Genomic DNA, 25,601 nt, shown 5'->3' on the forward strand with positions numbered 1-25,601 from the left:
GACATGTTGATTCATCACTACAGCCCGTCGACGGGAGAATATATGAGCAGCGGCCAGCCGGACGCCGATCCGCGCAACGACGGCCGCTGGCTGATTCCGGCGTCCGCGACGCTCGACGCACCGCCGGCGCGCACGCCGACCACGTGGCCGTTCCATCGCGACGGCGCGTGGTTCCTGCTGCCCGACTATCGCGGCCGCGTCTGCTATCGGACGGACACGGGCGAGCCGGTCGAGATCGCGATCGCGGGCAAGACGCCGGCCGACCTCGGCCTCACGACCGAGCCGCGGCCGTCCGATCGGCACGCGTGGATCGACGGCGCGTGGGCCGTGCCGCCCGAGCTGATCGCGCGCGAGAAGCGCGACGCCGCGATGGCCGAGTTCGAACGGCGGTTGTCGATCGCGCGCCGGGAGAACCTCGGCAAAGCGGACGCCTACGCGGCGGGCCAGCTCGACGACGAGCAGTCGTACTACTTCAAAGCCTGGTCGGCCTACCAGATGGCGCTCGTCGCGGCGATCCAGAAAGACACGTTCCCGGACGCGATCGCGTGGCCCGACACGCCCACGCCATACGTACCGCCCGCGCCCGAGCCGGTCGCGCCCGAAGGCATGGCGCCCGCCGATGCGGCGGCCGCCGGCGACAGCGCGCAGGCGGACACCGAACACGCCCCGGCCTGACGCCGGCCCGATCACTGGGAACCCTCCCGATTTTCCATGTAACAGGAGTTGCACACCATGCCGCAGGACTACCACCACGGCGTACGCGTCATCGAAATCAACGAAGGCGGCCGACCGATTCGCTCGGTGTCGACGGCCGTGCTCGGCGTCGTCTGCACCGCGGCCGACGCCGACGCGACCGCCTTTCCGCTGAACACGCCCGTGCTGCTGACGAACGTTGTCGCCGCGCTCGGCAAGGCCGGCAAGAAAGGCACGCTGCGCCGCACACTCGATGCGATCGGCAAGCAGACGAAGCCGCTCACGGTCGTCGTGCGCGTCGCCGAAGGCAAGGACGAAGCCGAAACGACCTCGAACGTCATCGGCACCGTGACGCCGGAAGGCAAGTACACGGGCATCAAGGCGCTGCTCGCCGCGCAGGCCGCGCTCGGCGTGAAGCCGCGCATCCTCGCCGCGCCTGGCCTCGATACGCAGCCGGTCGCCGCCGCGCTCGCGTCGACCGCGCAGTCGCTGCGCGCGATGGCGTACGTCGCGGCGTCCGGCTGCAAGACGAAGGAGGAAGCCGCCGCGTACCGCAAGCAGTTCGGCCAGCGCGAAATCATGGTGATCTGGCCGGACTGGCTCGGCTGGGACGACACGACGAATTCGACCGCAGTCATCCCGGCGCCGGCGATCGCCGCCGGCTTGCGCGCGAAGATCGACAACGACACGGGCTGGCACAAAACGCTCTCGAACGTCGTCGTGAACGGCGTCACCGGCATCAGCGCCGACGTGTCGTGGGACTTGCAGGACCCGGCGACCGACGCGGGCTATCTGAACGAGCACGAAGTGACGACGCTCGTGAACCGCAACGGCTTCCGATTCTGGGGCTCGCGCACGTGCTCGGACGATCCGAAGTTCGCGTTCGAGAACTACACGCGCACCGCGCAGGTTGCTGCGGATTCGATCGCCGAAGCGCAGATGCCCGTCGTCGACGGTCCGCTGAACCCGTCGCTCGCGCGGGATGTCGTGGAGAGCATCAACGGCTGGTTCCGGCAGCAGACCTCGAACGGCTATCTGATGGGCGGCGGCGCCTGGATCGATCCCGAGCCGAACACGGCCGACGTGCTTGCGTCCGGCAAGGCGTACATCGATTACGACTTAACGCCTACTCCACCTTTCGAAAACATGGTGCTGCGCCAGCGCATCACCGATCGCTACCTCGCCGATTTCCCGGCGCGCGTGGCGGGCTAACAGGAGTCAAACGCAATGGGTATGCCTCGAAAACTCAAGGGCTTCAACGTCTTTCACAACGGCACGAATTTCGCCGGCGAAGTCGACGAGCTCGTTCTTCCGAAGCTCAAGCGCAAGATGGAAGCGTGGCAGGGCAGCGGCATGACCGGCCCTGTGAAGATCGACTTCGGCAGCGAAGAGCTTCAGCTCGAATGGACGTGCGGCGGCTTCATGGTCGAAGTGCTCGAACAGTACGGCGCCATGCAGCACGACGGCGTGCTGCTGCGCTTCTCCGGCGGCTATCGGCGCGAAGACAGCAAGAAGCACGACCAGATCGAAGTGGTTGTGAAGGGCCGGCACGAAGAAATCGACATGGGCACCGCGAAGGCGAAGGAAGACACGAAATTCAAGATCACGACCAACGCCAGCTACTACAAGCTGACCGTGAACGGGCGCGACCTCATCGAGCTCGACTTCGTCAACGCGGTCGAGAAGATCAACGGCATCGACCTTGCGGCGGACCTTCGCCGCGCGATGGGCCTGTAACAGCTAGCCCGCGACCGTTGCACGCGGGCGAACCACTTCATATCGACACAAGGAATCCACCATGCATCAACACAATGCTTCAACAATCGGCCAACACAATCACGGCGCTATTGCGGACGGCAACAACGGCGCCGTGGACGGCTATCACAACCACTTCGTGCCGCCCTTCGACGGCCGCCACACGCACGGCGCTGACGCGCGCACCACTGCGCCGGCAGCGTCAGACAACACCACGCCGAATACGCACACGCTCGACACGCCGATCGTGCGCGGCGAGCAGACCATTGCGCAGGTCACGCTGCAGAAGCCGGCGGCCGGCGCGCTGCGCGGCACGTCGCTCGCCGCGCTCGTGAACCTCGATGTCGACGCGCTGCGCAAGGTGCTGCCGCGCATCAGCACGCCGACGCTGACCGAGTTCGACGTCGCCAACATGGACCCGGCCGATCTCGTTGCACTGGGGGGCATCTTCGCGGGTTTTTTGATGCCGAAGGCGCTGAAAGCGAGCATGGAATACCCGAACGCGTAGAAGACGCGATGGCGGATATCGCGACGGTGTTCGGCTGGACGCCGCGCGATATGGACGGCTTCGCCCTGGCCGAATTGATGGACTGGCGCGAGCGCGCCCGGATACGTAGCGGAAACGAGTGACGATGGACAACGCCCTCAAACTGCGCGTCATGTTCGACATGATCGACAACTGGACGAAGCCCCTGAAAAATGTGCTGAACAGCAACAAGGGGCTTGCGCAGTCGCTCAAGCAGACGCGAACCGAGCTCGCCGAGCTCGGCAAGCAGCAGAAGGCCGTCGCGTCGTTTCGTGAGATGCGATCCGGGCTCGCTGAAACGTCGACGAAGCTGTCGGCCGCGCAGGGCCATGTGAAGCAGCTCGCCGGCTCGTTGCGCGCGTTCGGCCCGCCGTCTCGGCAGATGATCGCCGACTTGGGGCGTGCTCGCCAGGCGGCGTCGAAGCTGCGCGCCGAGCAGAAGAAGCAGACGATCGCGCTCGAGGAGATGCGCGGCAAGCTCTCGCAGACCGGCATCGACACGCGCAATCTCGCCGCGCACGAACGCACGCTGCGCGCCAACATCGCGCAAACGACGGCGGCGATGCAGGCGCAAACCCGCCAGCTCGACGTGATGAGCGAGCGCGAAAGAAAGCTCGCTGCGGCGCGCGGCAAGATGCAGGCGATGCAGGGCGTCGCCGGCGGGATGGCGATCGGCGGTTACGCGGCGCGCTCGACTGGCGCGCACGCGCTCGGCGATCTGCGCGAGGCGCTCGACGAGACGAAGAAGATCCAGAACGAGCGCGCACGCATCACGGCACTCGGCCTCGGCGACCAAGCGACGAAGGACGCCGAGAAATATGTCCGTTCGATGAAGATGATGGGCGTCAGCACGTCGGACAACATGACGCTGATGCGCGATGCGCTGTCGATCTTCGCGGACGAACACCACGCGCAGATGGTGATGCCGACGCTGGCGAAGATGAAGTTCGCGAACGAAGCGATGTTCGGCGCGGAAGACGCGCACGCGAACGAAGAGAAGTTCATGAACATGCTGAAGGTCATCGAGCTGCGCGGCGGCACGAAGGACGAAGCGACGTTCAGGAACGAAGCGAACATGGTGCAGAAGGTGCTGTCGGCGACGGGCGGCCGCGTTGGCGGCGACGAGTGGCGCAACTTCATCCAGACGGGCGGCGTCGCGGCAAAGCAGATGCGCCAGGACGCGTTCTACTACCAGATGGAGCCGCTCATTCAGGAAATGGGCGGGCACGCGGTCGGCACCGGGCTCATGTCCATGTATAACAACATCTATCAGGGTAAAACGACCGTCAAAGCAGCGCGCGAACTAGTGAACCTCGGGCTCATCAAAAAAGAGGGGATCGAATACAACAAGATGGGGCAGGTCAACCACTTCAAGACGGGCGCACTAAAGGGCAGCGATCTGTTGAAAGCGTCCCCGCTCGAATGGCTGGAGAAGATATTTCTACCGCATCTCGCCGCGAAGGGGATTACCGATCCGGACAGGATCAAGGACGTTATCGCAACCGTATTCACTAATCGCACCGCTGCGAACCTGGCGACGACGATGGTCATGCAGCGGGACCAGATTCACAAGAACGAGAAGCTGAACACGGGCGCGTATGGCATCGACGAGATGCACAAGCTCGCGTCCGAACAGACGCCCGGCAAGGAGCTCGACGCACGCGCGAAGCTGCGTGATCTGCTGAATGAAATCGGCGAGCGCATCGCGCCGATGTACAACGCCGCGCTCGACAAGACGCGCGAGCTCGCCGACAGGCTGCTGACAACGATTCAGGCACACCCGCAGGCAACGAAGGTAGTCGTCGCGCTCGCGGGCGGCTTCGCCGCGCTACTCGCCGTGCTCGGCACATTCACGATCGTCCTCGCCGGCGTGCTCGGTCCGCTCGCGATTGTGCGTTTCAGCATGGCAACGCTCGGCATCCAAGGCGGGATTCTGTCGCGCGCGCTCGGTATCGGCGCGGCCGCATGGCGGATGTTCGGCGCGGCCGCCATGGGAGCGGGGCGCCTGTTGCTCACGACGCCGATCGGCCTGTACGCCGCGGCGTTCGCCGTCGCCGCGCTGCTGATTTACCGCTATTGGGGGCCGATTAAGGCATTCGTCGCGGGCGCGCTCGCGGCGATCGGCAAAGCGCTCGCGCCGATGCGCGGCGCATTTCTCGCGGCGTTGCAGCCGCTTGGCCGTGCGCTCGCGGCGGTGAAACCGATGTGGGACTGGCTGGGCCGTGCGCTGTCGACGGCGGCCGGTTGGCTCGGCAAGCTCTTCGCGCCCGCGCGCGCGAGCGCCGATGGCCTGTCCGCAGCAGCGGCGGCCGGCCGTGGGTTTGGTGCGGTGCTCGGCGTGGTGCTGCGCGCCGCGCTTGCGCCGCTCACATGGCTCGGCCGTGCGATTGGCGGGCTCGCCGGACTATTCGTCGAAGCGATGGGTGACGCGCGCGCGGCACTGAACGGCGGGCTCACGGCGCTCGGCGCGCTGATCCTGAACTGGTCGCCGCTCGGCATGTTCTACCGCGCGTTCGCGGGTGTGCTTTCGCTGTTCGGCGTCGAGCTGCCCTCGAAGTTCACCGAGTTCGGCGGCCACCTCGTCGACGGGCTCGTCGGCGGCATCAGCAGCGGACTCGGCAAGGTGAAGGACGCGATTTCGAATATGGCGAACAGCACCGTGGGCTGGTTCAAAGAGAAGCTCGGCATTCACAGTCCGAGCCGCGTATTCGCCGCGCTCGGCGGCTTCGTGGGCGAGGGTGCGGCGCTCGGCATGCAGGGCGAGCAGCAGCGCGTCGCGAAAGCGGCGCTCGGCCTCGCAACCGCGGCTGTCGCGTCATTTGGCACGCCGGCGCTCGCGATGCCGACGCCGGCGCTCGTGCAGCCGACCGTGCCGATCGATCGCCGCGCACCGCTTGCGGCGGCAACTGCCGCACCTTCGGCGGCCGTGACGGCGTCGCCGATCGTCATCAACATCTACCCGCAGGCCGGGCAGGACCCGCACGCGATCGCGCGCGCGGTCGAAGCCGCGCTCGATCGCCGCGAGCGCGCGAAGCAGTCGCGCATCGGCTCGCGCCTGTCGGACTGACGCACACGGAGTCACGCATGCTCATGTCCCTCGACCAGTTCGTTTTCAGTCTCACGAGCGCGCCGTTCCGCGAATTGCAGCGGCGGCGCACCTGGAAGCATCCGACGAGCTCGCGCGTCGGCGCGCGCGACGGCCGCCAGTTCGCCGGCGTCGGCGACGACACGATCACGCTGAACGGCCTGGTCGCGCCTGAGACGTTCGGCTCGATCGCGTCGATTCGCGAGCTCGCCGCGATGGCGGACACCGGCGAAGCGTACGTGCTCGTCGACGGCGCCGGCAACGTCTACGGCGCGTACGTGATCGCCGAGCTGAACGAGACGCAGAGCTACCACGCGGCGGACGGCACGCCGCGGCGCATCGAGTTTCAGCTCACGATTGAGCGCGTCGACGACGACGTGCTGCGCACGGCGCGCGACAAGAACACGCGGAAGGACAAGCGCTGATGGCCACGTCGACGAACGAACGCACCACGAGGACGGATTCGCACGACGCGTCGCGCGTCGCACGCCTGCATCCGCAGCCGGATTACCGCATTTCGGTCGGCGGCCGCGATCTGTCGCGCCTGTTCGCGCCACGGCTCGTGTCGCTGTCGATTTCGGAGTCGCGCTCCGACGAGGCGGATACGATCGACATCGTGCTCGACGATTCCAAGAACGACCTGGACATCCCGAAGCGCGGCGCCACGATCAAGGCGTCGATCGGATGGGCTGGCGAGCCGCTCGTCGACAAGGGCAGCTTCGTCGTGAACGAAGTCGAGCACAGCGGCAGCCCGGACATCATCACGGTCCGCGCTCGCTCGGCCGCGATGACGAGCGGCATGCAGGAGCGCCGCGAAAAGAGCTGGCATCGGCAGACGATCGGCTCGATCGTGCGCTCGATCGCCGGCCGGTACTCACTCTCGCCGACCGTCGGCGACGCGCTCGCGAAAATCCTGATCGCGCACATCGACCAGACGCACGAATCGGACATGTCGTTTCTCACGCGCCTCGCGAAACGCTACGACGCCGTGATGAACGTGAAAGACCTACGCCTGTTGTTCATGCCGATCGGCACCGGCCAGACGGCGAGCGGCAAGCAGCTCGACGTGCTCGAACTGACGCGCGCGAGCGGCGACAGCCATCGGTATCACGTCTCGGAGCGCGAGAATTACGCGGCCGTGCGCGCGCACTACCATTCGAACGGGCGGGCGAAGCGCAAGTCGGTCATCGTCGGGGGCGAGAACAACAAGAACGTGAAGGTGCTGCCGGAAGACTACGCGACGGAAGCGGAAGCGCGCGCGGCCGCGCAAGCCGAATTCAAGCGGATGCAGCGCAGCCAGACGACGATGAGCTACACGCTCGCGCGCGGCCGCGCCGAGCTGTTCCCGGAGATGCCCGTCGTCGTATCAGGCTTCAAACCGGAAATCGACGAGACGCCGTGGCTCGTGAAGAAGGCGACGCACACAATCGGCGACGTCGGCTTCACGACCGCGCTCGAGCTCGAAATGCGCGACGATCCGACGACGGACCGGCATCGGTCGCATTTTCGGAAGAGTGCTAAGTAGTTGGCGCCGCGGTCCGCCCATACGTCGTAAGCAATCGACATCAAGACAGCCCGCGGCGTTGCGATTTGAATCGCTCGCTCAGTCGGCGAAGTGCGTGAGCACGGCGCGCGCATTCCGCAGTTCCGCCATCGCGGCAAGCGCGCTTTCGAGAACCAGGCCAACTGAGTCGAGCGCGCTGTCGATCGCAGCCTCCGCGTCGGCACGGTTGCCATGGTCATTACGATAACGCCCTGCGATTGCGGCGAGTCCGCGAGCATCAGTTGGCCGTTCTGCGTTCATCGCCACGCCGGCCAGGTTGTTGTCGCGGTTGATGTTGCTTTGCATTTTCTTGGTTCCCCCAACTAACACTTTCACCACAGGGTGCGTCCCGGCGCGATGATGTCGCCTCGGAATGGGTCGCGCCCCAACTTTGCGGAGTCAGGCTGACTCCACGGTCGGGACGTCCCTTCGTCCCGATGCTTCAATTCTTCTCACCGTCCTACTTTCACCACCTTGCCAACGACTATATGGATGGCCTGCTTCATCGCATCGCCTTTCTCGTCAGACCATCCTAGCTCACCATTCCGATAAATATGAAAATATCCCGGATAAAGAAATTCGACTTCGTACGCAACGAATCTCGCTGTGAACTGCGAAACTAAAGGGAGCGGGAGTGCATTTCAGGCTATCGACTTGCACGTCCGCGAACGTCGCTAACGGAAAGGGGATTTCCTGGCGGATCTCACAACACGCCATCGCCAAGCAAATTTCAAGGAAAAGGGGGGCTGCAGGAGACCAGCTCAGCGTTGGTACGCCACGTCTCTAGCTGTTTCGCATTCAAACACGACAGAGTTGGAAAATGCCAGCAAGTCTGCGCTACTGGACTAAGGCGACATGGGGGAGGCTGCGCCCCAGTCGTCGGCCCTCCAGGGGAGCCACAGTTTATTAATGCAGGATCAAATCAGAGCTCTGCGACCGACCTCGACCTCGTGCAAATTGAAACATGCGACCCGCCACCGAGAATAATCCGATGGCGGATTGATGCCGCATCACCAGTGGATGATGCAATAGTAGAGGTTGCCAGTATCGAATTCGGGACCGGACAGTCGTCCTTCAAAATAAAGACCGTTCCCGCTAGGTTTATCATAAACCGCCTTAAGGCCGATCACTCCAGAGACAAGACCCAGAACGCTAACTTCGTTCTTGACTTCAGCGTTTTCGTGATTGATGGTGATATCCAGCTCATCAATTTGGACACCCAAGACGGAGACGCTAACCGCTACCTCATTCCCTTCCCGAAGACTCCAATTGATGACGAGAGGGCCAATCCCCCAACTTCCAGAAGGGAATTTATCCGTGGTTTGAGCCATGTTTTTGATCTCCCGTAATTTGAGAATTGCTTCACGATGCTGCCTACCTGCCCAATCAAGCGCAGGCAAATCCAGCATATGAAATACGCTCAGAATATGAAAGGCATTCCGCCTCAATCACGAGATATCCGATCAAACTACGATCTCACAAAATTAACAATCACCATCATCAACCCGAGAGTGCTGGATTGCGAAACAAATTGTAATTATCCAGCCTCTATCTTCACTTTATAAAATATATTTCGAACTCCTTTCCCAAAAAATTCTCTCAAATCGCAAGCGGCGATGGCTCGAAAACATCTTTTTAATTGCAATTCTCAAATTGCACGCATTGTATTTGTGAATGAGCTCCCCTTTGAAACATTACTCTCAAAACCGGCCCCATTAGAAATGAGAGCGACCCACGCGCGAACGGTTGCATGGAATGCAGACCGCTTCGGGATTATCTGAGCAACCCCTCCGCTCCTTACCCGACCATTGCTGTCAAATCGACTGCCACCGGTTCACTCCTTCTTCGCCTTAGCCGCACGCTCTGCGCGTAGACGTTCAATCTCAGCCATCGCGCGATCGACATTTTCCGCCGTTCGCTGATCCAGTGCGGCGCGGCGGTTCTCTGGCAAACGCTTCGCGCGCCGCGCCGTGGGCGCGTCTACCATCGCGCCGGTTCTGAAGCAACTTTCGACAAACGCAACGAGCGCCGCCTTCCCTGCATCGTTTAGTTGACGGTAGCTTCGGACGAGCTCGAGCTCGTCGGCGTCTTCTTTTGCGACACTGGATTCGGCTGGCGCCTGTTTCGATCCAGTAAGGACATAAAGCAGGTCGACACCCAGTCCTGCTATCGCACTCAGATACTTTGCATCGGGTGACCGTTCGTCAGATTCGTAGTTCGATTGCGCTCTCCGCAACACCCCTCCTATCGCAGCAAATTCATCCTGGCTTAGCCCTAGCCGCAATCGCTCTTCGCGTAGTCGCGAGCCTATTGTGTTCATTTGAGCCTACAAGTTGTTGACGTGCTCATTTGAGCCCATTACACTAGCCTTACCGTAACGCAAGACTAACGACGAAAGTATACAGACCATGACCACCGCCAAAGGCCCGCGCCGCTCGCCGCGCGGCACCCTGTCGGACAAGCCCGTATACGTCGGGCTGACGCCCACCGAACGCGACGAGCTCGAGCAGCTCGCCACGCAGCGCAACCGCTCGATTTCCAGCATGGCGCGCGAGCTGATCCGCATCGGCGCGAGCCACCTTCGCGCACTACCCGCCCCCCGTTCCCGCAACGAACGCCGTTGAATTGAGGAGCATGCATGTACCCCGATCCAAAGCGCGTCCGCAACAACAAGCACACGATCCGATTCGACGACTACGAAGAGGCCGTCCTCACGGCACTCGCGAACTATCAGGGCGAGCAGCTCGCCGTGATGATTCGCGAAATCGTCATGCGCGAAGCGACTGCCGTACTCGCGGAACGCAACAGTTCGATTTTGACCCGCGCAGGCGCCTGATTGAAGGCACCGAAACGCCAACAATGAGTAGCTCCTACGATGCCCGAAACCAGCACGGAGATTTCTTTCTCGGATGCCGAGCGCGACGTGCTGGAACGTGTGCGCCAGCTTTACGGCCTGCCGTCGATCGAGGCAACCGCCGAGTGGCTCGCGAAGCGACGCCTGCGCCGCACGGCAACGCAAATGAACGGACGCGGCCGCGCCCTGTATCTCGTCCGGAGTAAGCCGAAATGCGAATCCTGAACCGCTGCCCACATTGCCGCACGCGCGCCACCGCGCGCAGCAGCCGCGAAATGTCGTGGACCTTCCGCGAAGTCACGTATCAGTGCAACAACCCGGAATGCGGCCACACCTACGTCGTGAACATGGAATTCGCACGCACGCTTTCGCCGTCCGCAACCCCGAACCTGTCGTTGAATCTACCGCTCTCGCCGCACGTGCGCGAGCGCCTCGTGCAGCAGCTCGAGCTACCAGTCTAGCCGCCTAACCCGCTTCCCCGTTTCCCCTCGCATCGTGCCATTGCGGCGCGAGGGGCTTTTTTTACCTGAAGAAAAGGAGTACTGAATGGCCACTCTTGCTTCTGCCCCACTCGTCCTGCCGTTCAACGTCGTCGATCTTCCACTCGAGACGCGCCGCGAATACCTGCGGACGCTCTGGAACGCCGACGTCGACGCCATCGTGTTTCTTGGCGCCGCCCGCAAGCTCGGTTACTCGCTCGGCGGCCGATGGGACGCCGCCGCCGACATGCCCGCGCTTGTTCCGACTATCCGGCTTCTCCACTGATCACGATGCGCGCGCCCCTTTCCGACGTCGAGCTGCGCGCGGCCTGGTCGCACCTACGCATGGTCGGCGACTTCGACACGGCCCCACAGGCAGTTCGGCTTGTCGTGGAATCCGCGGCGCGCGCGATGCAGGACCGCGAACACGCGCGCTTGCTACGCAGCTTCGACGTGAAGCGCTGCGCGGCAAACGACACCGACGACTGATCCATCCGCGCCGGCCGCTGGCGCACACATGAGGAACCACACGATGAAACCCTACGTTTTCGGCGTCGGCGTACTGCTGATGCTCTCTTTTTCGCTCACGGGCATTCACTGCCTGACCGCCGACGTGCTGCGCCTGTTCGATGTACGCCACGCACGCCCCATCGCGTTCGCGATCGGCGTCGCCGCATTGGTCGCCCTGGTCGCGGCGTTGGCCTGGTCCGTTCCGCCGCGGAGGTAAGCCATGACGCTCACGGAATTCTTCGCCGAGATCGGCAACGACCACCTGCGCTTCCAGCTCCTCGAGCAATCCATGACGGATGTCCGCGCCACACGGCGAATAACGCTCGTGTCGTTCACAACAGACGCCATCACGGCGGCCGAAGCAGCACTCGGCGCGGGCCGCGTGGGCCTGATCGTGTGGGCGGATTGCGACGCATATGAACGCGCGACGGCCAAAGCCAACCAGGCCAAGCCCACATAGCGCGGCGTCGGCCGTCGTCGACGAGCTCGAGGCGATCCACTCACGCGCTGTCGCACTGCATCGCTCGATAGCGCATCCACTTTCACGCCGCGCGCACTCCCCGATGCCTCGGGGCGCGGCGTTTTTCCGGGGCGGTCCGCACGACGCCCCGGCTTTTTCGAGGGTGACATGACCCAATTTTCTGAACAACTTCCGGCGGACGACACGAATTCGGAGATCCGTTATCGGAATGCCGTCCGCTACGTGATGTGCCAGCAAATCGCAGAACTCCGAGCGCTGAAACTTCACGGGCACTTCCCGTGGGCGAGTTGTGCACTTCGGATCGATGTCTGTTCGCGCCTAGAAGAGCTCGGCGGCCTCGCCGGGGAGTGGTGAGCATGACGACGACTACTTCGATCCGCTACGAGCTCATGACGACCGCCGGCCTTCGCACCGTAAGCGGCGACCACGTCGTGATTCCGAACGAAGCCGGCGCAACCTTCGGCATTCACATGGAGCGTCACGCGCCAGACGGCCACCCCGAAAAGTGGGCCGTGACGCATCTCGCATCCGGCTTGGCGGCCGGCGTCGGCCCGACGCGCGACGCCGCGATCGCGCACGCGGCCGCGAACCTCGAGCGCAACAAACGCCGGCTGCGCGACATGCTCGACGAAGCCATGACGGCGCGCGCCAATCTGCAAATCGCCGTCCATCGAATCCAACAGAACGAACACGCCATCCTCGGGAGGATTCCCGCATGAAACACGATCCGAACCGCGCGCCGCACGACGTCGCGCTCGCCTCCGCGATCGCCGCGGCCGCCGGCACGCTGCGCTTCGACAACAAGCCGGGCAGCCTTCGGCGGCAATGCATGCTCGGCCTGTTCGTCGCCGCGCTCAGCGACCGCCTCGCCCTCGCCTTCCCCGAGTCCGCCGCCGCACTGAACGCCGTCGTGTTCAGCCCGGCCACGACCGGCAACCCCACCGACCGCACACCGCAGCAACCCAAGTAGCAAACACAGACATGGCCACGATTGACGAACTGAAGCAACACATCGACCTGCGGCATGCCGTTCAACGCTTGCTCCAGAAACATCACGACATCCTCGGAGGTGCCGCAGCATGGCGGACGTAATCACCCCTCAGGACATCGCACTCGCGACCGCCATCGAAGCGGCAGCAGACGGTCTGGATTTCAACAACGACTGTTACAGCTTCGAGCGATTAGAAACGTTCAGCGTGTTTATCGTGCAACTCATCGGCCAGCTATACAAAGAGTTCCCTATCGCCGCCGCCGCGCTCGAACAGATCGACGAGTGCAAAGCAACGCTCGGCAACCCCGTCACCCGCTGGAAACAGACTCCGTAACGATGGCCACGATCGACGAACTGAAACAACGAATCGACCTGCACGACCTCGCCGACCGCCTCGGCCTCAAGCGCGGCCGCGGCGGCGACAAGGCGCTCTATCACTCGCCGCAGCACGAGGATAAGAGCCCGTCCCTGTCGATCTATGTGAATCATCCGAAGCACGGCACCGGCTGGCGCGATCACAGCGCCGACGCCGGCGGCTCGTGCATCGACCTGGTGATCCACGCGCGCGGCGGCACCGTTGCCGACGCGGTGCGCTACCTGCACGACGCCTACGGCATCCCGCTTGATCGGCCGGCACCGGCGGAGCGCCGCGAGAAGTCGACCGTCGAATACATCGCCGATCGCTGCCTCGCCGAGCGCGACCGCGTGCGTGAGTACCTCGGCGGCCGCGGCATTACGGCCGCGGCGATCGACGCCGCGTTCGCCGCGCGCTCGCTCGGCTTCAACACGTGGACGAGTTCGAAAGTCGCCGCCGGCGAAGTCGGGCACGCTGGCCCGGCCGCCGCATTCATCGTGCGCGAGCCGGCCGACGGCCGCGTCGTCGCCGTCGACATGCGCTATGTCGACCCGGCGCTCAATGGCGGCGTCAAGACGCAGACACAGGGCGACAAGGCCGGCTACGGCTGGACCGTCGACGCCCGGCGTCTCGACAAGGCGAAGCGCGTATTCATCGTCGAAAGCGCAATCAACGCGCTGTCGATCGACACCTGCGCGATGCCCGGCGCTGCGGCGCTCGCGCTGCGCGGCCTCGCCAATGTCGACGCGATCGACTTCTCGTCGCTGCGCGGAAAGCAAGTCGTGATCTGCCTCGACAACGACGAGCCGTTCGCGGACGGCCACCCGCGCGCCGGCCGTCGACCAGGGCCGGAAGCCGCGTGGGCGCTTTACGAACGGCTCACGAGCCTCAACATCAGCGCGGTGCTCGTCGACCAAGCCGGCTGGCTCGCCGATCTGGCTGACGGCGAGACGAAACAGCAGCCGATCAACGATGTAAACGACTACCTGCAACTGCGCGGCCCGGCCGAGCTCGCGCGCGCGCTCGAGCAGCTCGAGCCGTGGCTCATTGCCGGCCTGGCGGGCGACGCGTCGCGCCGCGGCCGGCCGCGCATCTATCTGCCGTCGCATGACTTCGCGCAGTACTGGCGCTTCCGCGTGCGGCCCGACTTCACGAGCTACATCACGAAGATGGACCGCAATGACGAGTCAGGCGTAGAAACTCCCGTGATGACGGACCTATGCGGCTTCCGCATCGCTGGCATCAGTCGCGTGTCGGTCGCGAGCGCGACGTCGACGATGACGGGCGACGCCGACCAAGCGCCGACCGTCTACTTCGCCGTGTCCGTGCAGACGCCGCGGCACGGCGCGCAGCTCGTCCGCCGCGTGATGCTCGACGACCAGCTCCACAACGTCGACCAGTGGGGCAAGTTCGGCCCGATCTGGACGCCGGCGCCGTTCAAGCGCATGGTGAACATCCTCGAGCGCGGCGCCGACCTCGGCGCGCGCCACGCCGCAAACTTCGTCGGGCTCGCGTGGCGCGACGGCCGCCTGATCGTCAACGAGGGGCCGGACTGCTACTTCACCGAAGCCGACAAGCAGTGCCCGTATCACAACCTGACGTTCCCGAGCGGCCCGGCCAGCGACGCGCGTCGCGTCATTACGGCCTACCAGACGACGTTCAAGCAGAACGCCGCGACGATACCGCTCGTGTGGGCGCTCGGCGGCCACCTGAAGGCACTGCTCGGTTTCTGGCCGCACATCACGATCCAGGCGAACAAGGGCGCCGGCAAGTCGACGCTCATCAAGCGCCTCGAGCGCTCGCTCGCGTTCACGATGTTCTCCGGGCAGTCGCTGCAAACCGAATTCCGGCTGCTGACGAGCATCAGCCACACGAGCCACCCGGTTGGATGGGAAGAGCTTTCCGCACGTCGACAGGACGTGATCGACAAGGCGGTCGGGCTGTTGCAGGAGAACTACCAGTACACCGTGACGCGCCGCGGCACCGACATGACCGAATACCTGCTGTGCGCGCCCGTGATGCTGGCCGGCGAGGACGTGCCCGTGCGAAGCCTGCTCGGCAAGCTCGTGCGCACAACGCTGACCGGCAAGCGCGGCCCGCTGCTGCCCGACGATCTGCCGCGCTTCCCGGTTCGGCAGTGGCTCGAGTACCTCGCGAGCCTCGACAAGCGCGCCGTGCTCGAGCAGTACGCGACGCTGCGCGACAAGGCGCTCGCGAAGTGCATCGCGAGCGGCGCTGACGACGGCGCGACTCGCATGGCCGCCAACTATGCGGCGGTCGCGCTCGCCTGGCGCTATCTCTGCGAATTCGCCGGCATGGACCCGAGCGAGGGTGGCTTTCCGCATGACCTGATCGCGGAAATGAACGGCCACGTCGCCGAGACGAGCGCCGATCGCGAGCCGTGGGTTTGGATCATGGAAACCGTGCTGTCGGAGATCGACGGCGGCAACTACAAGCACCCGTACACCTTCGATACGGTCGACGGCGAGTTCTGCCTGTTGCTGCGCACGGGCCACGTGATGGACCACCTCGCGCACACGAGCGCGCTGCGCGACAAATGGAACGGGCTGCCTGTGAAGTCCGACCGCGTGTTCAAAGCGCAGCTCAAGCACGCCGGCGTCGTGGTCGGCGAGAAGGAAGTCGAGCGCCGCATTTACACCCGCCGCGTGCCCTACCTCACGCCGGTTTCGCTCGAGCGCCTGGCCGTGTTCGGCCTGCACGTGTCGATCCGCGATGACCTGGCGACCGATGCACTCGAACGGGGGCACGCATGACCCGCTCTCAGCCATCGCGGCCGCCGTGCGGCCGTGCCCCTTCCCTCGTTCATTCCGGCCGCGTAGCGGCCCTGAAATCGGGTTTCCGCTGCGTGCGCCGATGCGCGCAGCAGTCGGCGCACGCCAACCCGCGGCCGCCGCTTGGTTCACTTCCCCCCGTTCCCCCCGCGAGTCGAAACGGCCGGGCAACAGCGCGAGCCGAGAGGAAGCGGGGCCGCGCGGGCGAAATTTTCCACAGCGACCGGGCAGGCAGCGCACGCGAATCGTGGATTTCGACGGCGTCCGCTCGTAAGTCATTGATTCCTGAAGCGAGTGCCGCCGCGAGTCTCCCTCGATTTGCCACGAGTCGAGCCGCTTTTGCCATGAGTCCGGTTTTTGCGCTGGCCGCCGCCGTCCTTCTCTCTCCTCTCTCTATTTCATTGAAAAAGAAAGAGAAAGAAGACAAGGAAGGGCAAGGCATAGGCCGAAACGGACTGCCACGAGTCGCCAGCGTTTTGCCATCAGTTACCGACGCTGCCTATTTTTTAGGCCACGAGTTTTTCGGTATCGCCATGCCTGAATGATGGCAATTGATGGCGAGTAAATTTATTTAAAATCAAATAGTTACATACGAACAGTCACACGCACCATCAATCCATGAATTGCGCTGCGTGTGGTCCCTTTTTGTGACAAGGATTGCGATGCAGAATCTTGAGCGGGCGTCGCCGAGCCCGTGCTACGAAGCGACGATTCCGGTGAACTCGTCACCGCCGTTCCTCACGGACACCGAACTGCGCCGGATTGCCGAACCGCTGCGACAGCCGGCGGCGATCATGCGGTGGTTCAAGCGAGCAGGCTTTGAAGTGAAACAGAAACCGAATGGAATGCCGCTCGTCTCTCGCGTGCATTTCGAACAGGTCATGCGCGGACGGCAACCGTCCTCCGTCAGCGACGAAGCTGACGCCGAGACGGGTTCGCCGAACGCAGCCGCGCTGCTGCGACGATTCGCACGAAGCAATAATAGAAAGGTGTGTTGAATGGGCCGGAAACGGAAAAACAATGATTTGGGGCTGCCTGATCGGGTCTATCCCAAGCATGGGGCTTTTTACTATGTGCATCGGGACGCAAAATGGGAACGTCTCGGCACTGACCTTGCCGAAGCGAAACGTAAGGGCAACCTCTACAACGACCCGGATTCGACGTACGGCACGATGGCGTACTTCCTCGACGAATTCGTAGTGCATTGCGAAAAGCGAGTGCCGCTCGGCTACCTGAAGCCTCGCACGTACGAAGACTACAAACGGGACGTCGAGCCATTGAAGGTGTACTTCGGGCGCATGACGCCCGCGAGCGTCGAGCCCAAGCATGTGGGCGCGTACCTCGACCTCTGCGCGGAAAACGGCCGGCCCGTGCGGGGCAATCGAGAAAAGGCGTGCCTGTCGTCGTGCTTCACATGGCTCATTCGGACCGGCAAAGGTAGCGTGAAAGCCAACCCCTGCTTAGGCGTCAAGCGAAATAAGGAAACCAAGCGCGAACGGTACGTCGAGCACGAGGAGTATCGCGCTGTGTGGACGATCGCCGCGCCTCAAATCCGCGGACTTCTGGACCTGACATATCGAACCCTGCAGCGACCGGAGGACATCATCCTTTGGGGGCCGGCAAACATCGTTCACAAGCGCGAACCGGACGGGTCAGTGCGACGCGTGATCCGCAACGACCAAGGCAAAACCGGCGCAATCGTCGATATCGCCGTGACGCCGGAAATCGACGCGATCCTCGCCGAGCTGAAGGGGCCGGGACCGACACCGGGGCCAGGAAAAACCTGGATTCGTAAACGCAATGGCGACGCCTACACTTACTCCGGCCTGACCTCAATGCTTCACCGTTACATAGGCAAGATCAATCGAAGTCGCGAAGCGAAGGGGCACCGGCCGTTCGAGTCCTTCGGACCGTACGACATGAAGGCTAAGGGCGCGACCGATATGTGGCTCGCCGGCGTTCCGCTTGAACGTATCCAGGTTCTGTGCGGCCATGATTCCGTCACGACGACCGAGATCTATGTGAAGTGTCGCTGGCGGGGAACGGTCGAGCCGAATCGGCAGCAAACCGCCGTCTAATAAAATGCCGAGAACCCCACCGGAGTTGGCACGAATTCGGCCAAACTGGCTGAAAATATTGGACAATGCACGGGCTTAGACCCTTGTGGGATAAGGCTTTGATGGGTCTTCGCGACCAGGACTCTTAATCCGTAGGTCGAGTGTTCGAGTCACTCACGCCCCACCAAGGAATTCGAAGGGTTACAGGCTAGTCGCTTGTAACCCTTTTCTGTTTTGGGCGCTAGCCGAATTGAATGCGGCGAACCGCGCCGTCGTCTTCGGCCGCTAGCGCCGATTGCCTTCCCTCCCACACCGACATCGCGTTCCGAACATCGGCCAAGAGCGCATATGGCCCGTGCCGCCGCTCATGTCCGCGTGCCATCGAGATTCATCCCCCTTCGAGTCACGAGCATTCTCGCCGCGATGGAGGCGAAGCCGCGATTACACAGCGAATATCGCTGGGCGGAACACGCCACGCGCACTCGAAACTTGAGCGATGCATGCAGTCCTCTCGGGAAAGCAACGCGATTCTGTGACTGTCGATATGCGTAATCAGCGGCATCCTGGCTGCTTTCACCAGTGCCCCATGCTAATGGCCCGTCTGCCAGTAGTCGATGGCACTTGAGTGCAGACGCATTTTCCGCGCCGACATGCGCGGCTTTTTTTCGCGTAGCGCATTCGGCAAGTCGCCAGTCATCGCGCGCGCCTTGCGTCATCGAACACGATCCGCGGTCTCTCCACTCAACACCCGATAACACGCCGGCCGCCGATCCCGAAACACGCCCCAGCTTCGCCGTCGATACGCGAGCGCGTCGAGATCGAATTCGGCAGTCACGATCGCCTGGCCTTCGCGATCGCATTCGACGATCTTCTCGCCGTCCGCGCCCGCGATGAACGAACTGCCGTAAAACGTGATCTCGCCCGATTCGCCGCGCTCGACGCCGATCCGGTTGCTCGCGACGAGCGGCATCAGATTCGCAGCCGCATGTCCACATTGCGTGTTCTGCCAATGCGCGCGCGAATCGATCGACGGATCGTGCGGCTCGCTGCCGATCGCCGTCGGATAGAGCAGCATCTCCGCTCCCGCCAGCGCCATCGCACGAGCGCATTCCGGAAACCATTGGTCCCAGCAGATCCCGACGCCAATCCTGCCGTACGCGGTGTCCCATACCTTGAAGCCTGTATCGCCCGGCGTGAAATAGTATTTTTCCGTGTAGCCCGGGCCATCCGGAACGTGCGTCTTCCGATAGACGCCGAGCGCGCGGCCGTCCGCGTCGAAGATCGCGACCGAATTGAATTGCGTCTGGCCGGCACGCTCGAAGAAGCTCACCGGCAGCACGACGCCGAGTTCGCGTGCAAGCGCCGCAAAGCGCGAAAGCCAAGAATGGCCGTCGCACGGCTTCGCGAGCGCGAAGTGGGCAGGGTTCTGGTCGATGCAGAAATACGGCGTCTCGAACAATTCCTGCAGCAGCACGATCTGCGCGCCGCGCGCGGCCGCGTCGCGCACCATGCGTTCGGCGCGCGACAGGTTCGCATCGACGTTCCAGTCGCATGCCATCTGCGTTGCGGCCACGCTCACCCTTCTCATGTCATCCTCCTTACGCTTGACGAAGCGCCGGCCAGTACGGCGCCTGCGCGGCGCGAGCGGCCGTCACCGCATCGCGTTCGCCGTCGCCGAGCGGATGCTGGACGAACCGGTGCGGATCATCGAACGGCGCGCTCCAGCCGACGAACCCTTCGAGCACGCCGAGCGTCGCGATCGGCAGATACGGCAAGCTGTAGCCGCCTTCCTGCAGCATCGCGATGCGTCCGTCGCACACGCTGCCCGCCGCTTGCCGGAGTGCACGCGCCATTTGCCGGAACCCGTCGCGCTGGACGCGCATTCTGCCGAGCGGATCGAATGCGTTCGCGTCCTGCCCCGCCGACACGAGAATCAACTGCGGCGCGAATGCATCGATGAGCGGCAGCACCAGTTCGTCGAATGCGTGCAGGTATCCGGCATCGCCCGTACCGGACGGCAACGGCACGTTCACGTTGTAGCCGGCACCCGCGCCGCCGCCCGTCTCACGCGCCTCGCCGCCGTCGACCGGGAAATTCTCCGCCTCGTGCAACGAAACGAACATGACCGTCGGATCGTCGTAGAACACTTGCTGCGTGCCGTTGCCGTGATGCACGTCCCAGTCGACGATCGCGACGCGTTCGATCCCGTGCGCGGCCTGCGCATGCCGGGCAGCGATCGCGACGTTGTTGTAGTAGCAGTAACCCATCGCAAAATCGGCGCCCGCATGATGGCCCGACGGCCGGATCAGCGCGTATGCCTGCCGCAGCGGCCCCGTCATTACCGTATCGACGGCAGCACACGCAGCCCCTGCCGCGAGCCGCGCGATGCGCTCGGTCGACGCGCTGCCCGCCGCTTCCTCGCCGAGTTGCACCACTTGCTCGCCCGCTACGGCGCAAGCTTCGGCGAGCCGCCTCAGATACTCAGGCCGATGCACACGCAGCAATTGCTCGTCGGTCGCGCTCGCGAACGCGATGCGCGTCAGTCGCTCAGTCATGCCGACCGCATCGAGCAACTGCTTCGTATACGCGAGCCGCAGCGGACTGTCGAAATGCTCGCCGAAATTCAGCGTGCCGTTCGGAACGACGTACACGAGATCGCCTTGCCGATGCGCGAGAAATGCGGGATCGAACAGTAGTCCAGTTGGAATCACTTCGGTCTCCTCGTCAAAATGAAGCCGATCAATGGCCGGTCTTGAACCGGGTCCAGTAGCGTGTCTGCATGCGCATCGCCTGCGGCGGCATCGGCCGTTTTACCCATAGCGTACGCATCGTCGCCGCATCCGGATAGATCGCCGGATTCGACGTGAGTCGCTTGTCGACGAGCGGCGTCGCCGCGCGATTCGGATTCGGATACATCACCTTGTTGCTGATCTTCGCGACGACGTCGGGCCGCAGGATGTAATCGATGAAGCGTAGCGCGTTGTCCACGTGCGCGGCGCCCTTCGGAATCGCCATGCTGTCGAACCAGAACGGCGCACCGCCCGCGGGCAGGCTATAGACGATCTGCAGGCCGTTCTTCGCATCGGCCGCGCGCAGCGCCGCGACGAGCACCGCGCCCGAGTAGCCAGTGACGACGCACACGTCGCCCGTTGCGAGATCGTTCATCACGGGCGTCGCGATGAATTGGCGGATCGTCGGCCGGATCTTCTTCATCATCTGGAGCACCGCTTCGTAGTCGCGCGGATCGGTCGTATTCGGATCGCGGCCGATGTAGCGCAGCGCCAGCGGAAACACTTCGCTGCCCGCATCGTTGAAGGCGATCCCGCAGCCCTCGAGCTTCGTCGCATACGCGGGGTCGAAGATCAGATCGAGCGTGTTCGCGGGCAGCGGGCCGCCGAGCGCCTGCTTCACCTTCGCAACGTTCAGCCCGAGTCCGAACGTGCCCTGCATGTACGGCACGCTGTACTGGTTGCCGGGATCGACTTCGGCCGCGCGCGCGACGATCGCGGGATCGAGATTGTTCAGATTCGGCAGCTTCGATTTGTCGAGCTTTTGATAAAGGCCCGCCTGAATCTGCCGCGCGAGAAAGTCGTTCGACGGAAACACGAGATCGTAGCCGCTGTTGCCCGTCGTCAGCTTCGTTTGCAGTGCTTCGTTGCTGTCGTAGACGTCGAGCCGCACCTTGATGCCCGTCGTCTTCTCGAAGCCGGCGATCGTGTCGGGCGCGAAATACTCGGCCCAGTTGTAGATGTTGAGCACGTTGCCGTCCGTCGCATGCGCGGCGGGACACACGAGCGATACGAGCACGACGACGATCCACGCGATACGCTTCATCGATCTCTCCTTTGACGACGCCGAACGGGATTCCGGCCGCTCGCCGGCCGCGCCGCCGACCGTTCCATTTGTGATCGTAAGTAGAGAAAAAAAACGATTCGTGATCTTATTACGCACATCGCTTGTGCCTTTGAGGAAAGAATGCGGCGAATCGATCTGCTGTCCGCGCTCGAGACCTTCGTCTGCGCAGTCGAGGAAGGCAGTCTCAGCCAAGCGGCGCGCAAGCTCGCGAAAACACCGTCGGCGGTAACGAAAGCGATCGCCGGACTCGAAGCGACACTCGGCGTACAACTGCTCGAGCGCACGACGCGCCGGCTCGTGTTGACGGAAGGCGGGCGGCTCTATCTCGCGACCGCAACCGACGTGCTGCGACGGCTCGCGGACGGCGCGCGGCAGCTGTCCGAGCACGATGACGAGCCGCGCGGCTTGCTGCGCATCACGGCCGCGCACTCGTTCGGCCATGCGATTCTCGCACCGCTCTGCACACCGTTTGCGCAGGCGTTTCCGCGCGTGCGGATCGAACTGTCGCTGTCCGATCATTACGTCGACATCGTCGGCGAAGGCTTCGACCTCGCGCTCAGAATGGGCAATTACGATCTGCCGAGCCAGATCGTCAAAACGATCGGATCGAACCGCAGCTTGTTGTGCGCGAGTCCTAACTATCTCGCGCGACGCGGCCGGCCCGTCGCGCCCGCCGATCTCGCGCAGCACGATTGCGTGATCTACCGCCACCCGACGCTCGCCAACACCTGGACGTTCGATCGCGACGGCACGCGCGAACGCATCAAGCCGAAAGGGCCGCTCGCCACCGACAACTACGCCCTCGCGCTCGCCACGACGCTCGACGGCGCGGGCGTGCTGCCATGTCCGCAGTGGAGCGTCGTCGACGCGCTCGAAGCCGGCCGGCTCGTGCCGCTTCTCACTGCATGGCGCTTCGGGAGCGCGTCGTTCGGCGAGGATCGGATCTGCGCCGCCTATCCGTCGAGCCGGCGCGGCTCGACGAAGCTCCGCCGGCTCATCGAGCGCGTCGAGGCGAAGCTCGCCGACAGCGAAGCGCGCGTCGCGCGCGTGCTGGGCGAAGCGATTTGCACCGATCTCGCGCTCCGTTGACGAGGGTCAACGGTCTTTTTCCCGCGCTCCCTACAGTCGAAGCGCAAAGCGCCCGCACTCGCCCGTTAACGTGCGTCAATCCGCATCTGCAAGCCGCGTGCAGATTGGATACGCTTGTATGCGTCGCATGCCGCGAGCGACGCGCCGAGCGCGTCGACGCAGCAGCGTTTCGGACCCCATACGGCCCGCCGCGCGGCACCGGCTCGCCGCCGCTCGATCGCGAGCGGCCTGTCCGGCACGTGCGGCGAGCCCATTCGTCCCGGAGACATCGTCATGGAAGATGCTTACGCACGGCGCGCGCTGCTGCTGCATCTCGGCAGCGTGCTGCAAATCCTGAGCCGGCTCGAACAGCAGAAGCCCGACAGCCTGTCGATCGAAGCGCTGCTCGCGACGAACGGCATGCTCGCCGACGTGCCGCTCGTCGAGTACGTCGTGCAGGACATGACCGTGCGCGAGTTCGAAGCCCGCGTACTGCGCTCATTCTGCCTGTGGCCGCAACTGCTGCTCGAAGATCCGCTCGACTACGGCGCGCTCGCGCTGCCCGTTCGCAAGCACCTGTTCGCGGGCAACGACACCGGCTGGAAAGCGTACGCGTCGGCGCTGCGCGAAGCCGCGCCTGGCTTCGGCACCGCGAGTTCGTACACCGCCGAGCCGCATGAGGCCGAGCCGGACTTCGCCGACGAACGCGACGCCGACGCCGAGGCCGGCGATATTCCCGTCGAGCCCGGCGCCAACGACGAAGACGACGGCCGCTTGCGCGAGCGTGCGGCGGCCAGCATCGAGAGTGCGGCACCGGGCGCCGCGCGCATACGCCGCGAATCGTACGAATAACGTCGCCATCCGTTCGTCGAAGGCGCAGCCCGACGTGCAATCGATAAGGCTTCCGAACCTGTTTCGATCGCGTCGGCACGCATTTTGCGGCTACATGAGCACGGCCCGCCATTGAAATTGCGCGGTCCGCCACCACATGCAGGCCTGTAAAGCCCATCGGCGCGGACGGGCGTCCGCGGCAAGCCGACGAGCCTGGCTCGACGGACACGCTCCGTCACGACACACCGCGGCCCGATCCGCGTTTGCCATGAAAGTCTCAGAGCGCGACGTGCGCTACGAACAGGGCATCGATCGATTGCTCGAACTTGCCGGCGCCCACGACGACGCGGCATACGCCGATGTGGGCGACGAGCTCAGCGGCGCGTCGTCCGCCGTGCTCGAGCACGACCTCGGCGATCTCGGCCACCTAGACCATCACGCAACCGATGAAAGCGGCGGCCCCGCGTCGTTCGACGACAAGCTGGCGCGGTCCGCGCGCGCCGATGCCGATTGGCACGGCGACGCAGAATCGCATTCGTCCGAACGAAGCGACGACACCGCGATCTCGACGGATCCGCTCGCCCTCTTCGTGCGCCGGATGCACGCGGTGCCGCTGCTGAATCACGCGCAGGAAATCGCGCTCGCATCGGAAATCGAAGCCGGCCGTCAGCACGTGCTGCAGGCGCTCGCCGATACGCTCGATCTTCTCGATCTGGCGTCGCTGCCGGACGAGCCGGCGCTCACCCGTGCGCGCGCCGCGCTGCAGCGTGCGCGCGCCCGCGGTGACGAGGGGGTGCGCGCGTTCGCCCGTGCGCGCAAGCAGGCATACGCCGCCCTCGATGCCTACGGCTGGCCGTCGACCGAGATCGACGCGGTGCGGCGCGCGATGCATCGCACGCCGGCGCCACCACCGAAGGGCAACGCGAGCGCGCTGCGCGCCGCCGCGCACGCGTTTGCCGAAGGCGAGGCGCGCATCTCGGCCGCGACCAGCAAGATGGCCGAAGCGAACCTGCGGCTCGTGCTGTCGATCGCGCGCAAGTACGCGTCGCGCGGTCTCGATCTCGCCGATCTGCTGCAGGAAGGCAATCTCGGCCTGCTGCGCGCAATCCAGAAATTCGAATATCGGCGCGGCTTCAAGTTCTCGACGTATGCGACGTGGTGGGTTCGTCAGGCGATTTCGCGCGCGGTCGCGGACCGCGCACGCACGATCCGCCTGCCGGTTCACGTCGGCGATCAGGCGCGCCGCGTGCGCAAGATCGCCGATCGGATCAAGCAGCGCAGCGGCGCCCGGGCGTCGCTCGCGGAACTCTCGGAGGCGACCGAGCTGTCGACCGAGCGTCTGCGCGCGGTGCTGCAACTGCCGCACGAGCCGCGTTCGCTGAACGCGCCGCTCGGCGACGACGATCAGGCCGAATTCGGCGACCTCGTCGAGGATGCGTCGACGCCGAGCCTGTTCGACGCGCTGGCCGGTGCGCAGATGCGCGACGTCGTCGCGTCGCTGCTGAAAACGATGTCCGCGCAGGAAGCCGACGTCCTGCGCCGGCGCTTCGGCATCGGCGGCGACGAGCCATGGAGCTACGAGCAGATCGCCGCGCAATCGGGGGTATCGCGCGAGCAGATCCGCCGCATCGAGAAGCGCGCGCTGCAGACGCTGCGCGTGACCGCCGAAGCGTGCAACGCGCACGACTTCCTCGACGTGCAGCCGTAACCGCCGCTCGCCTTGCCT

The 25,601-nt window shown here is 64.2% G+C and carries 33 protein-coding genes and 1 tRNA gene; 28 read left to right on the top strand and 6 right to left on the bottom strand.

Annotation, left to right across the window (positions count from 1 at the left end; all coding sequences use genetic code 11):
- The first annotated feature begins 3 nt into the window (after positions 1 to 3).
- From WS62_RS10715 to WS62_RS10745, 8 genes are all read left to right on the top strand, one after another.
- Complete coding sequence (locus tag WS62_RS10715; RefSeq protein ID WP_066570826.1) at positions 4 to 675, top strand: tail fiber assembly protein; 672 nt, start codon at positions 4 to 6, stop codon at positions 673 to 675.
- Between the two features lie 57 nt (positions 676 to 732).
- Positions 733 to 1,905 (top strand): phage tail sheath protein, encoded by a 1,173-nt coding sequence (locus tag WS62_RS10720; protein WP_066570827.1) that lies wholly within the window; start codon positions 733 to 735, stop codon positions 1,903 to 1,905.
- A 15-nt stretch (positions 1,906 to 1,920) separates the two neighbouring features.
- Positions 1,921 to 2,430, top strand: a complete 510-nt coding sequence (locus WS62_RS10725) for a phage major tail tube protein (protein ID WP_066570828.1) — start codon at positions 1,921 to 1,923, stop codon at positions 2,428 to 2,430.
- A gap of 157 nt (positions 2,431 to 2,587) precedes the next feature.
- Positions 2,588 to 2,956 (top strand): phage tail assembly protein, encoded by a 369-nt coding sequence (locus tag WS62_RS10730; protein ID WP_044368119.1) that lies wholly within the window; start codon positions 2,588 to 2,590, stop codon positions 2,954 to 2,956.
- An 8-nt stretch (positions 2,957 to 2,964) separates the two neighbouring features.
- Complete coding sequence (locus WS62_RS33240) at positions 2,965 to 3,078, top strand: GpE family phage tail protein (protein ID WP_044368053.1); 114 nt, start codon at positions 2,965 to 2,967, stop codon at positions 3,076 to 3,078.
- A gap of 2 nt (positions 3,079 to 3,080) precedes the next feature.
- The gene (locus tag WS62_RS10735) at positions 3,081 to 6,041 is read left to right on the top strand and encodes a hypothetical protein (RefSeq protein WP_066570829.1); all 2,961 of its coding nucleotides are present in this window, start codon (positions 3,081 to 3,083) and stop codon (positions 6,039 to 6,041) included.
- Positions 6,042 to 6,058: 17 nt separating this feature from the next.
- Positions 6,059 to 6,484, top strand: a complete 426-nt coding sequence (locus WS62_RS10740; RefSeq protein WP_066570830.1) for a phage tail protein — start codon at positions 6,059 to 6,061, stop codon at positions 6,482 to 6,484.
- Entirely contained in the window at positions 6,484 to 7,584 is a 1,101-nt protein-coding gene (locus WS62_RS10745; RefSeq protein ID WP_066570831.1) for a phage late control D family protein, read from the top strand. Before WS62_RS10740 ends, WS62_RS10745 begins: the two co-directional genes overlap by 1 nt.
- A 78-nt stretch (positions 7,585 to 7,662) precedes the next feature.
- On the opposite strand, the gene WS62_RS10750 is transcribed toward WS62_RS10745, so the two are convergent.
- The 3 genes from WS62_RS10750 to WS62_RS33245 form a co-directional block, all read right to left on the bottom strand.
- Positions 7,663 to 7,908, bottom strand: a complete 246-nt coding sequence (locus WS62_RS10750) for a hypothetical protein (RefSeq protein ID WP_066570832.1) — start codon at positions 7,906 to 7,908, stop codon at positions 7,663 to 7,665.
- A gap of 704 nt (positions 7,909 to 8,612) precedes the next feature.
- On the bottom strand, positions 8,613 to 8,933 hold the full coding sequence (locus tag WS62_RS36240; protein ID WP_156440948.1) for a hypothetical protein: 321 nt from the start codon (positions 8,931 to 8,933) through the stop codon (positions 8,613 to 8,615).
- 503 nt (positions 8,934 to 9,436) lie between these two features.
- Positions 9,437 to 9,922, bottom strand: a complete 486-nt coding sequence (locus tag WS62_RS33245) for a helix-turn-helix domain-containing protein (RefSeq protein ID WP_082720862.1) — start codon at positions 9,920 to 9,922, stop codon at positions 9,437 to 9,439.
- A gap of 88 nt (positions 9,923 to 10,010) precedes the next feature.
- Here WS62_RS33245 and WS62_RS10760 point away from each other — a divergent pair, with 88 nt between their 5' ends.
- From WS62_RS10760 to WS62_RS36245, 17 genes are all read left to right on the top strand, one after another.
- A complete protein-coding gene (locus WS62_RS10760; RefSeq protein WP_010100777.1) occupies positions 10,011 to 10,226 on the top strand; it encodes a hypothetical protein in 216 nt (71 codons plus the stop codon).
- Between the two features lie 14 nt (positions 10,227 to 10,240).
- Complete coding sequence (locus WS62_RS10765; RefSeq protein ID WP_010100775.1) at positions 10,241 to 10,438, top strand: hypothetical protein; 198 nt, start codon at positions 10,241 to 10,243, stop codon at positions 10,436 to 10,438.
- 39 nt (positions 10,439 to 10,477) lie between these two features.
- On the top strand, positions 10,478 to 10,681 hold the full coding sequence (locus tag WS62_RS10770) for a hypothetical protein (protein ID WP_010100773.1): 204 nt from the start codon (positions 10,478 to 10,480) through the stop codon (positions 10,679 to 10,681).
- On the top strand, positions 10,669 to 10,917 hold the full coding sequence (locus WS62_RS10775) for an ogr/Delta-like zinc finger family protein (protein WP_066488561.1): 249 nt from the start codon (positions 10,669 to 10,671) through the stop codon (positions 10,915 to 10,917). The genes WS62_RS10770 and WS62_RS10775 overlap by 13 nt, the downstream gene beginning before the upstream one ends.
- Before the next feature lie 85 nt (positions 10,918 to 11,002).
- Complete coding sequence (locus WS62_RS10780) at positions 11,003 to 11,221, top strand: hypothetical protein (protein WP_066570834.1); 219 nt, start codon at positions 11,003 to 11,005, stop codon at positions 11,219 to 11,221.
- A 5-nt stretch (positions 11,222 to 11,226) separates the two neighbouring features.
- Positions 11,227 to 11,424: a hypothetical protein gene (locus WS62_RS10785; protein ID WP_066570835.1), complete on the top strand. Its 198-nt coding sequence runs from the start codon at positions 11,227 to 11,229 to the stop codon at positions 11,422 to 11,424.
- Between the two features lie 43 nt (positions 11,425 to 11,467).
- A complete protein-coding gene (locus tag WS62_RS10790; RefSeq protein ID WP_066570952.1) occupies positions 11,468 to 11,662 on the top strand; it encodes a hypothetical protein in 195 nt (64 codons plus the stop codon).
- A gap of 3 nt (positions 11,663 to 11,665) precedes the next feature.
- Entirely contained in the window at positions 11,666 to 11,905 is a 240-nt protein-coding gene (locus WS62_RS10795) for a hypothetical protein (RefSeq protein ID WP_066570836.1), read from the top strand.
- A gap of 168 nt (positions 11,906 to 12,073) precedes the next feature.
- On the top strand, positions 12,074 to 12,280 hold the full coding sequence (locus WS62_RS10800; RefSeq protein ID WP_066570837.1) for a hypothetical protein: 207 nt from the start codon (positions 12,074 to 12,076) through the stop codon (positions 12,278 to 12,280).
- Between the two features lie 2 nt (positions 12,281 to 12,282).
- Entirely contained in the window at positions 12,283 to 12,645 is a 363-nt protein-coding gene (locus WS62_RS10805) for a hypothetical protein (RefSeq protein WP_066570953.1), read from the top strand.
- Positions 12,642 to 12,896: a hypothetical protein gene (locus tag WS62_RS10810; protein ID WP_066570838.1), complete on the top strand. Its 255-nt coding sequence runs from the start codon at positions 12,642 to 12,644 to the stop codon at positions 12,894 to 12,896. The genes WS62_RS10805 and WS62_RS10810 overlap by 4 nt, the downstream gene beginning before the upstream one ends.
- A gap of 109 nt (positions 12,897 to 13,005) precedes the next feature.
- Positions 13,006 to 13,251 carry a hypothetical protein gene (locus tag WS62_RS10815; RefSeq protein ID WP_066570839.1) on the top strand — a complete coding sequence of 82 codons (246 nt, stop codon included), beginning with the start codon at positions 13,006 to 13,008 and terminating at the stop codon, positions 13,249 to 13,251.
- 2 nt (positions 13,252 to 13,253) lie between these two features.
- Positions 13,254 to 16,046, top strand: coding sequence for a toprim domain-containing protein (locus WS62_RS10820; RefSeq protein WP_066570840.1), 2,793 nt, complete (start codon positions 13,254 to 13,256; stop codon positions 16,044 to 16,046).
- A gap of 362 nt (positions 16,047 to 16,408) precedes the next feature.
- A complete protein-coding gene (locus WS62_RS38050; protein ID WP_231748261.1) occupies positions 16,409 to 16,609 on the top strand; it encodes a hypothetical protein in 201 nt (66 codons plus the stop codon).
- 117 nt (positions 16,610 to 16,726) lie between these two features.
- The gene (locus tag WS62_RS10825; RefSeq protein WP_066488578.1) at positions 16,727 to 17,062 is read left to right on the top strand and encodes a DUF4224 domain-containing protein; all 336 of its coding nucleotides are present in this window, start codon (positions 16,727 to 16,729) and stop codon (positions 17,060 to 17,062) included.
- Positions 17,063 to 18,142: a tyrosine-type recombinase/integrase gene (locus WS62_RS10830; RefSeq protein WP_082720866.1), complete on the top strand. Its 1,080-nt coding sequence runs from the start codon at positions 17,063 to 17,065 to the stop codon at positions 18,140 to 18,142. It abuts the gene before it with no gap.
- Positions 18,143 to 18,213: 71 nt separating this feature from the next.
- Positions 18,214 to 18,308 (top strand) — tRNA-Lys (locus WS62_RS36245).
- A 525-nt stretch (positions 18,309 to 18,833) separates the two neighbouring features.
- Here the strand turns inward: WS62_RS36245 and aguB are convergent.
- From aguB to WS62_RS10845, 3 genes are read right to left on the bottom strand one after another with little or no spacing between them, the layout of a single operon-like run.
- Positions 18,834 to 19,709: an N-carbamoylputrescine amidase gene (gene aguB / locus WS62_RS10835; RefSeq protein WP_066570841.1), complete on the bottom strand. Its 876-nt coding sequence runs from the start codon at positions 19,707 to 19,709 to the stop codon at positions 18,834 to 18,836.
- A gap of 10 nt (positions 19,710 to 19,719) precedes the next feature.
- On the bottom strand, positions 19,720 to 20,832 hold the full coding sequence (locus WS62_RS10840) for a class II histone deacetylase (protein ID WP_066570842.1): 1,113 nt from the start codon (positions 20,830 to 20,832) through the stop codon (positions 19,720 to 19,722).
- Positions 20,833 to 20,860: 28 nt separating this feature from the next.
- Positions 20,861 to 21,955 carry a polyamine ABC transporter substrate-binding protein gene (locus WS62_RS10845; protein WP_066570843.1) on the bottom strand — a complete coding sequence of 365 codons (1,095 nt, stop codon included), beginning with the start codon at positions 21,953 to 21,955 and terminating at the stop codon, positions 20,861 to 20,863.
- A gap of 141 nt (positions 21,956 to 22,096) precedes the next feature.
- Here WS62_RS10845 and WS62_RS10850 point away from each other — a divergent pair, with 141 nt between their 5' ends.
- From WS62_RS10850 to WS62_RS10865, 3 genes are all read left to right on the top strand, one after another.
- Entirely contained in the window at positions 22,097 to 23,065 is a 969-nt protein-coding gene (locus tag WS62_RS10850) for a LysR family transcriptional regulator (protein ID WP_066570844.1), read from the top strand.
- 273 nt (positions 23,066 to 23,338) lie between these two features.
- Positions 23,339 to 23,896, top strand: a complete 558-nt coding sequence (locus WS62_RS10860; RefSeq protein ID WP_066570846.1) for a hypothetical protein — start codon at positions 23,339 to 23,341, stop codon at positions 23,894 to 23,896.
- A 247-nt stretch (positions 23,897 to 24,143) separates the two neighbouring features.
- Positions 24,144 to 25,583, top strand: coding sequence for an RNA polymerase sigma factor RpoD/SigA (locus tag WS62_RS10865; RefSeq protein ID WP_066570847.1), 1,440 nt, complete (start codon positions 24,144 to 24,146; stop codon positions 25,581 to 25,583).
- Positions 25,584 to 25,601: the final 18 nt, after the last annotated feature.

The organism is Burkholderia sp. ABCPW 14 (genome assembly GCF_001523835.1).
In the GTDB taxonomy this organism is placed as follows: domain Bacteria; phylum Pseudomonadota; class Gammaproteobacteria; order Burkholderiales; family Burkholderiaceae; genus Burkholderia; species Burkholderia mayonis.

What these genes read in the sequence shown, in the direction of transcription:
- WS62_RS10715 (WP_066570826.1), top strand. Translation starts at nt 4, where the DNA reads ATGTTGATTCATCACTACAGCCCGTCGACGGGAGAATATATGAGCAGC.
- WS62_RS10720 (WP_066570827.1), top strand. Translation starts at nt 733, where the DNA reads ATGCCGCAGGACTACCACCACGGCGTACGCGTCATCGAAATCAACGAA.
- WS62_RS10725 (WP_066570828.1), top strand. Translation starts at nt 1,921, where the DNA reads ATGGGTATGCCTCGAAAACTCAAGGGCTTCAACGTCTTTCACAACGGC.
- WS62_RS33240 (WP_044368053.1), top strand. Translation starts at nt 2,965, where the DNA reads ATGGCGGATATCGCGACGGTGTTCGGCTGGACGCCGCGCGATATGGAC.
- WS62_RS10735 (WP_066570829.1), top strand. Translation starts at nt 3,081, where the DNA reads ATGGACAACGCCCTCAAACTGCGCGTCATGTTCGACATGATCGACAAC.
- WS62_RS10740 (WP_066570830.1), top strand. Translation starts at nt 6,059, where the DNA reads ATGCTCATGTCCCTCGACCAGTTCGTTTTCAGTCTCACGAGCGCGCCG.
- WS62_RS10745 (WP_066570831.1), top strand. Translation starts at nt 6,484, where the DNA reads ATGGCCACGTCGACGAACGAACGCACCACGAGGACGGATTCGCACGAC.
- WS62_RS10750 (WP_066570832.1), bottom strand. Translation starts at nt 7,908, where the DNA reads ATGCAAAGCAACATCAACCGCGACAACAACCTGGCCGGCGTGGCGATG.
- WS62_RS36240 (WP_156440948.1), bottom strand. Translation starts at nt 8,933, where the DNA reads ATGGCTCAAACCACGGATAAATTCCCTTCTGGAAGTTGGGGGATTGGC.
- WS62_RS33245 (WP_082720862.1), bottom strand. Translation starts at nt 9,922, where the DNA reads ATGAACACAATAGGCTCGCGACTACGCGAAGAGCGATTGCGGCTAGGG.
- WS62_RS10760 (WP_010100777.1), top strand. Translation starts at nt 10,011, where the DNA reads ATGACCACCGCCAAAGGCCCGCGCCGCTCGCCGCGCGGCACCCTGTCG.
- WS62_RS10765 (WP_010100775.1), top strand. Translation starts at nt 10,241, where the DNA reads ATGTACCCCGATCCAAAGCGCGTCCGCAACAACAAGCACACGATCCGA.
- WS62_RS10770 (WP_010100773.1), top strand. Translation starts at nt 10,478, where the DNA reads ATGCCCGAAACCAGCACGGAGATTTCTTTCTCGGATGCCGAGCGCGAC.
- WS62_RS10775 (WP_066488561.1), top strand. Translation starts at nt 10,669, where the DNA reads ATGCGAATCCTGAACCGCTGCCCACATTGCCGCACGCGCGCCACCGCG.
- WS62_RS10780 (WP_066570834.1), top strand. Translation starts at nt 11,003, where the DNA reads ATGGCCACTCTTGCTTCTGCCCCACTCGTCCTGCCGTTCAACGTCGTC.
- WS62_RS10785 (WP_066570835.1), top strand. Translation starts at nt 11,227, where the DNA reads ATGCGCGCGCCCCTTTCCGACGTCGAGCTGCGCGCGGCCTGGTCGCAC.
- WS62_RS10790 (WP_066570952.1), top strand. Translation starts at nt 11,468, where the DNA reads ATGAAACCCTACGTTTTCGGCGTCGGCGTACTGCTGATGCTCTCTTTT.
- WS62_RS10795 (WP_066570836.1), top strand. Translation starts at nt 11,666, where the DNA reads ATGACGCTCACGGAATTCTTCGCCGAGATCGGCAACGACCACCTGCGC.
- WS62_RS10800 (WP_066570837.1), top strand. Translation starts at nt 12,074, where the DNA reads ATGACCCAATTTTCTGAACAACTTCCGGCGGACGACACGAATTCGGAG.
- WS62_RS10805 (WP_066570953.1), top strand. Translation starts at nt 12,283, where the DNA reads ATGACGACGACTACTTCGATCCGCTACGAGCTCATGACGACCGCCGGC.
- WS62_RS10810 (WP_066570838.1), top strand. Translation starts at nt 12,642, where the DNA reads ATGAAACACGATCCGAACCGCGCGCCGCACGACGTCGCGCTCGCCTCC.
- WS62_RS10815 (WP_066570839.1), top strand. Translation starts at nt 13,006, where the DNA reads ATGGCGGACGTAATCACCCCTCAGGACATCGCACTCGCGACCGCCATC.
- WS62_RS10820 (WP_066570840.1), top strand. Translation starts at nt 13,254, where the DNA reads ATGGCCACGATCGACGAACTGAAACAACGAATCGACCTGCACGACCTC.
- WS62_RS38050 (WP_231748261.1), top strand. Translation starts at nt 16,409, where the DNA reads ATGAGTCCGGTTTTTGCGCTGGCCGCCGCCGTCCTTCTCTCTCCTCTC.
- WS62_RS10825 (WP_066488578.1), top strand. Translation starts at nt 16,727, where the DNA reads ATGCAGAATCTTGAGCGGGCGTCGCCGAGCCCGTGCTACGAAGCGACG.
- WS62_RS10830 (WP_082720866.1), top strand. Translation starts at nt 17,063, where the DNA reads ATGGGCCGGAAACGGAAAAACAATGATTTGGGGCTGCCTGATCGGGTC.
- aguB (WP_066570841.1), bottom strand. Translation starts at nt 19,709, where the DNA reads ATGAGAAGGGTGAGCGTGGCCGCAACGCAGATGGCATGCGACTGGAAC.
- WS62_RS10845 (WP_066570843.1), bottom strand. Translation starts at nt 21,955, where the DNA reads ATGAAGCGTATCGCGTGGATCGTCGTCGTGCTCGTATCGCTCGTGTGT.
- WS62_RS10850 (WP_066570844.1), top strand. Translation starts at nt 22,097, where the DNA reads ATGCGGCGAATCGATCTGCTGTCCGCGCTCGAGACCTTCGTCTGCGCA.
- WS62_RS10860 (WP_066570846.1), top strand. Translation starts at nt 23,339, where the DNA reads ATGGAAGATGCTTACGCACGGCGCGCGCTGCTGCTGCATCTCGGCAGC.
- WS62_RS10865 (WP_066570847.1), top strand. Translation starts at nt 24,144, where the DNA reads ATGAAAGTCTCAGAGCGCGACGTGCGCTACGAACAGGGCATCGATCGA.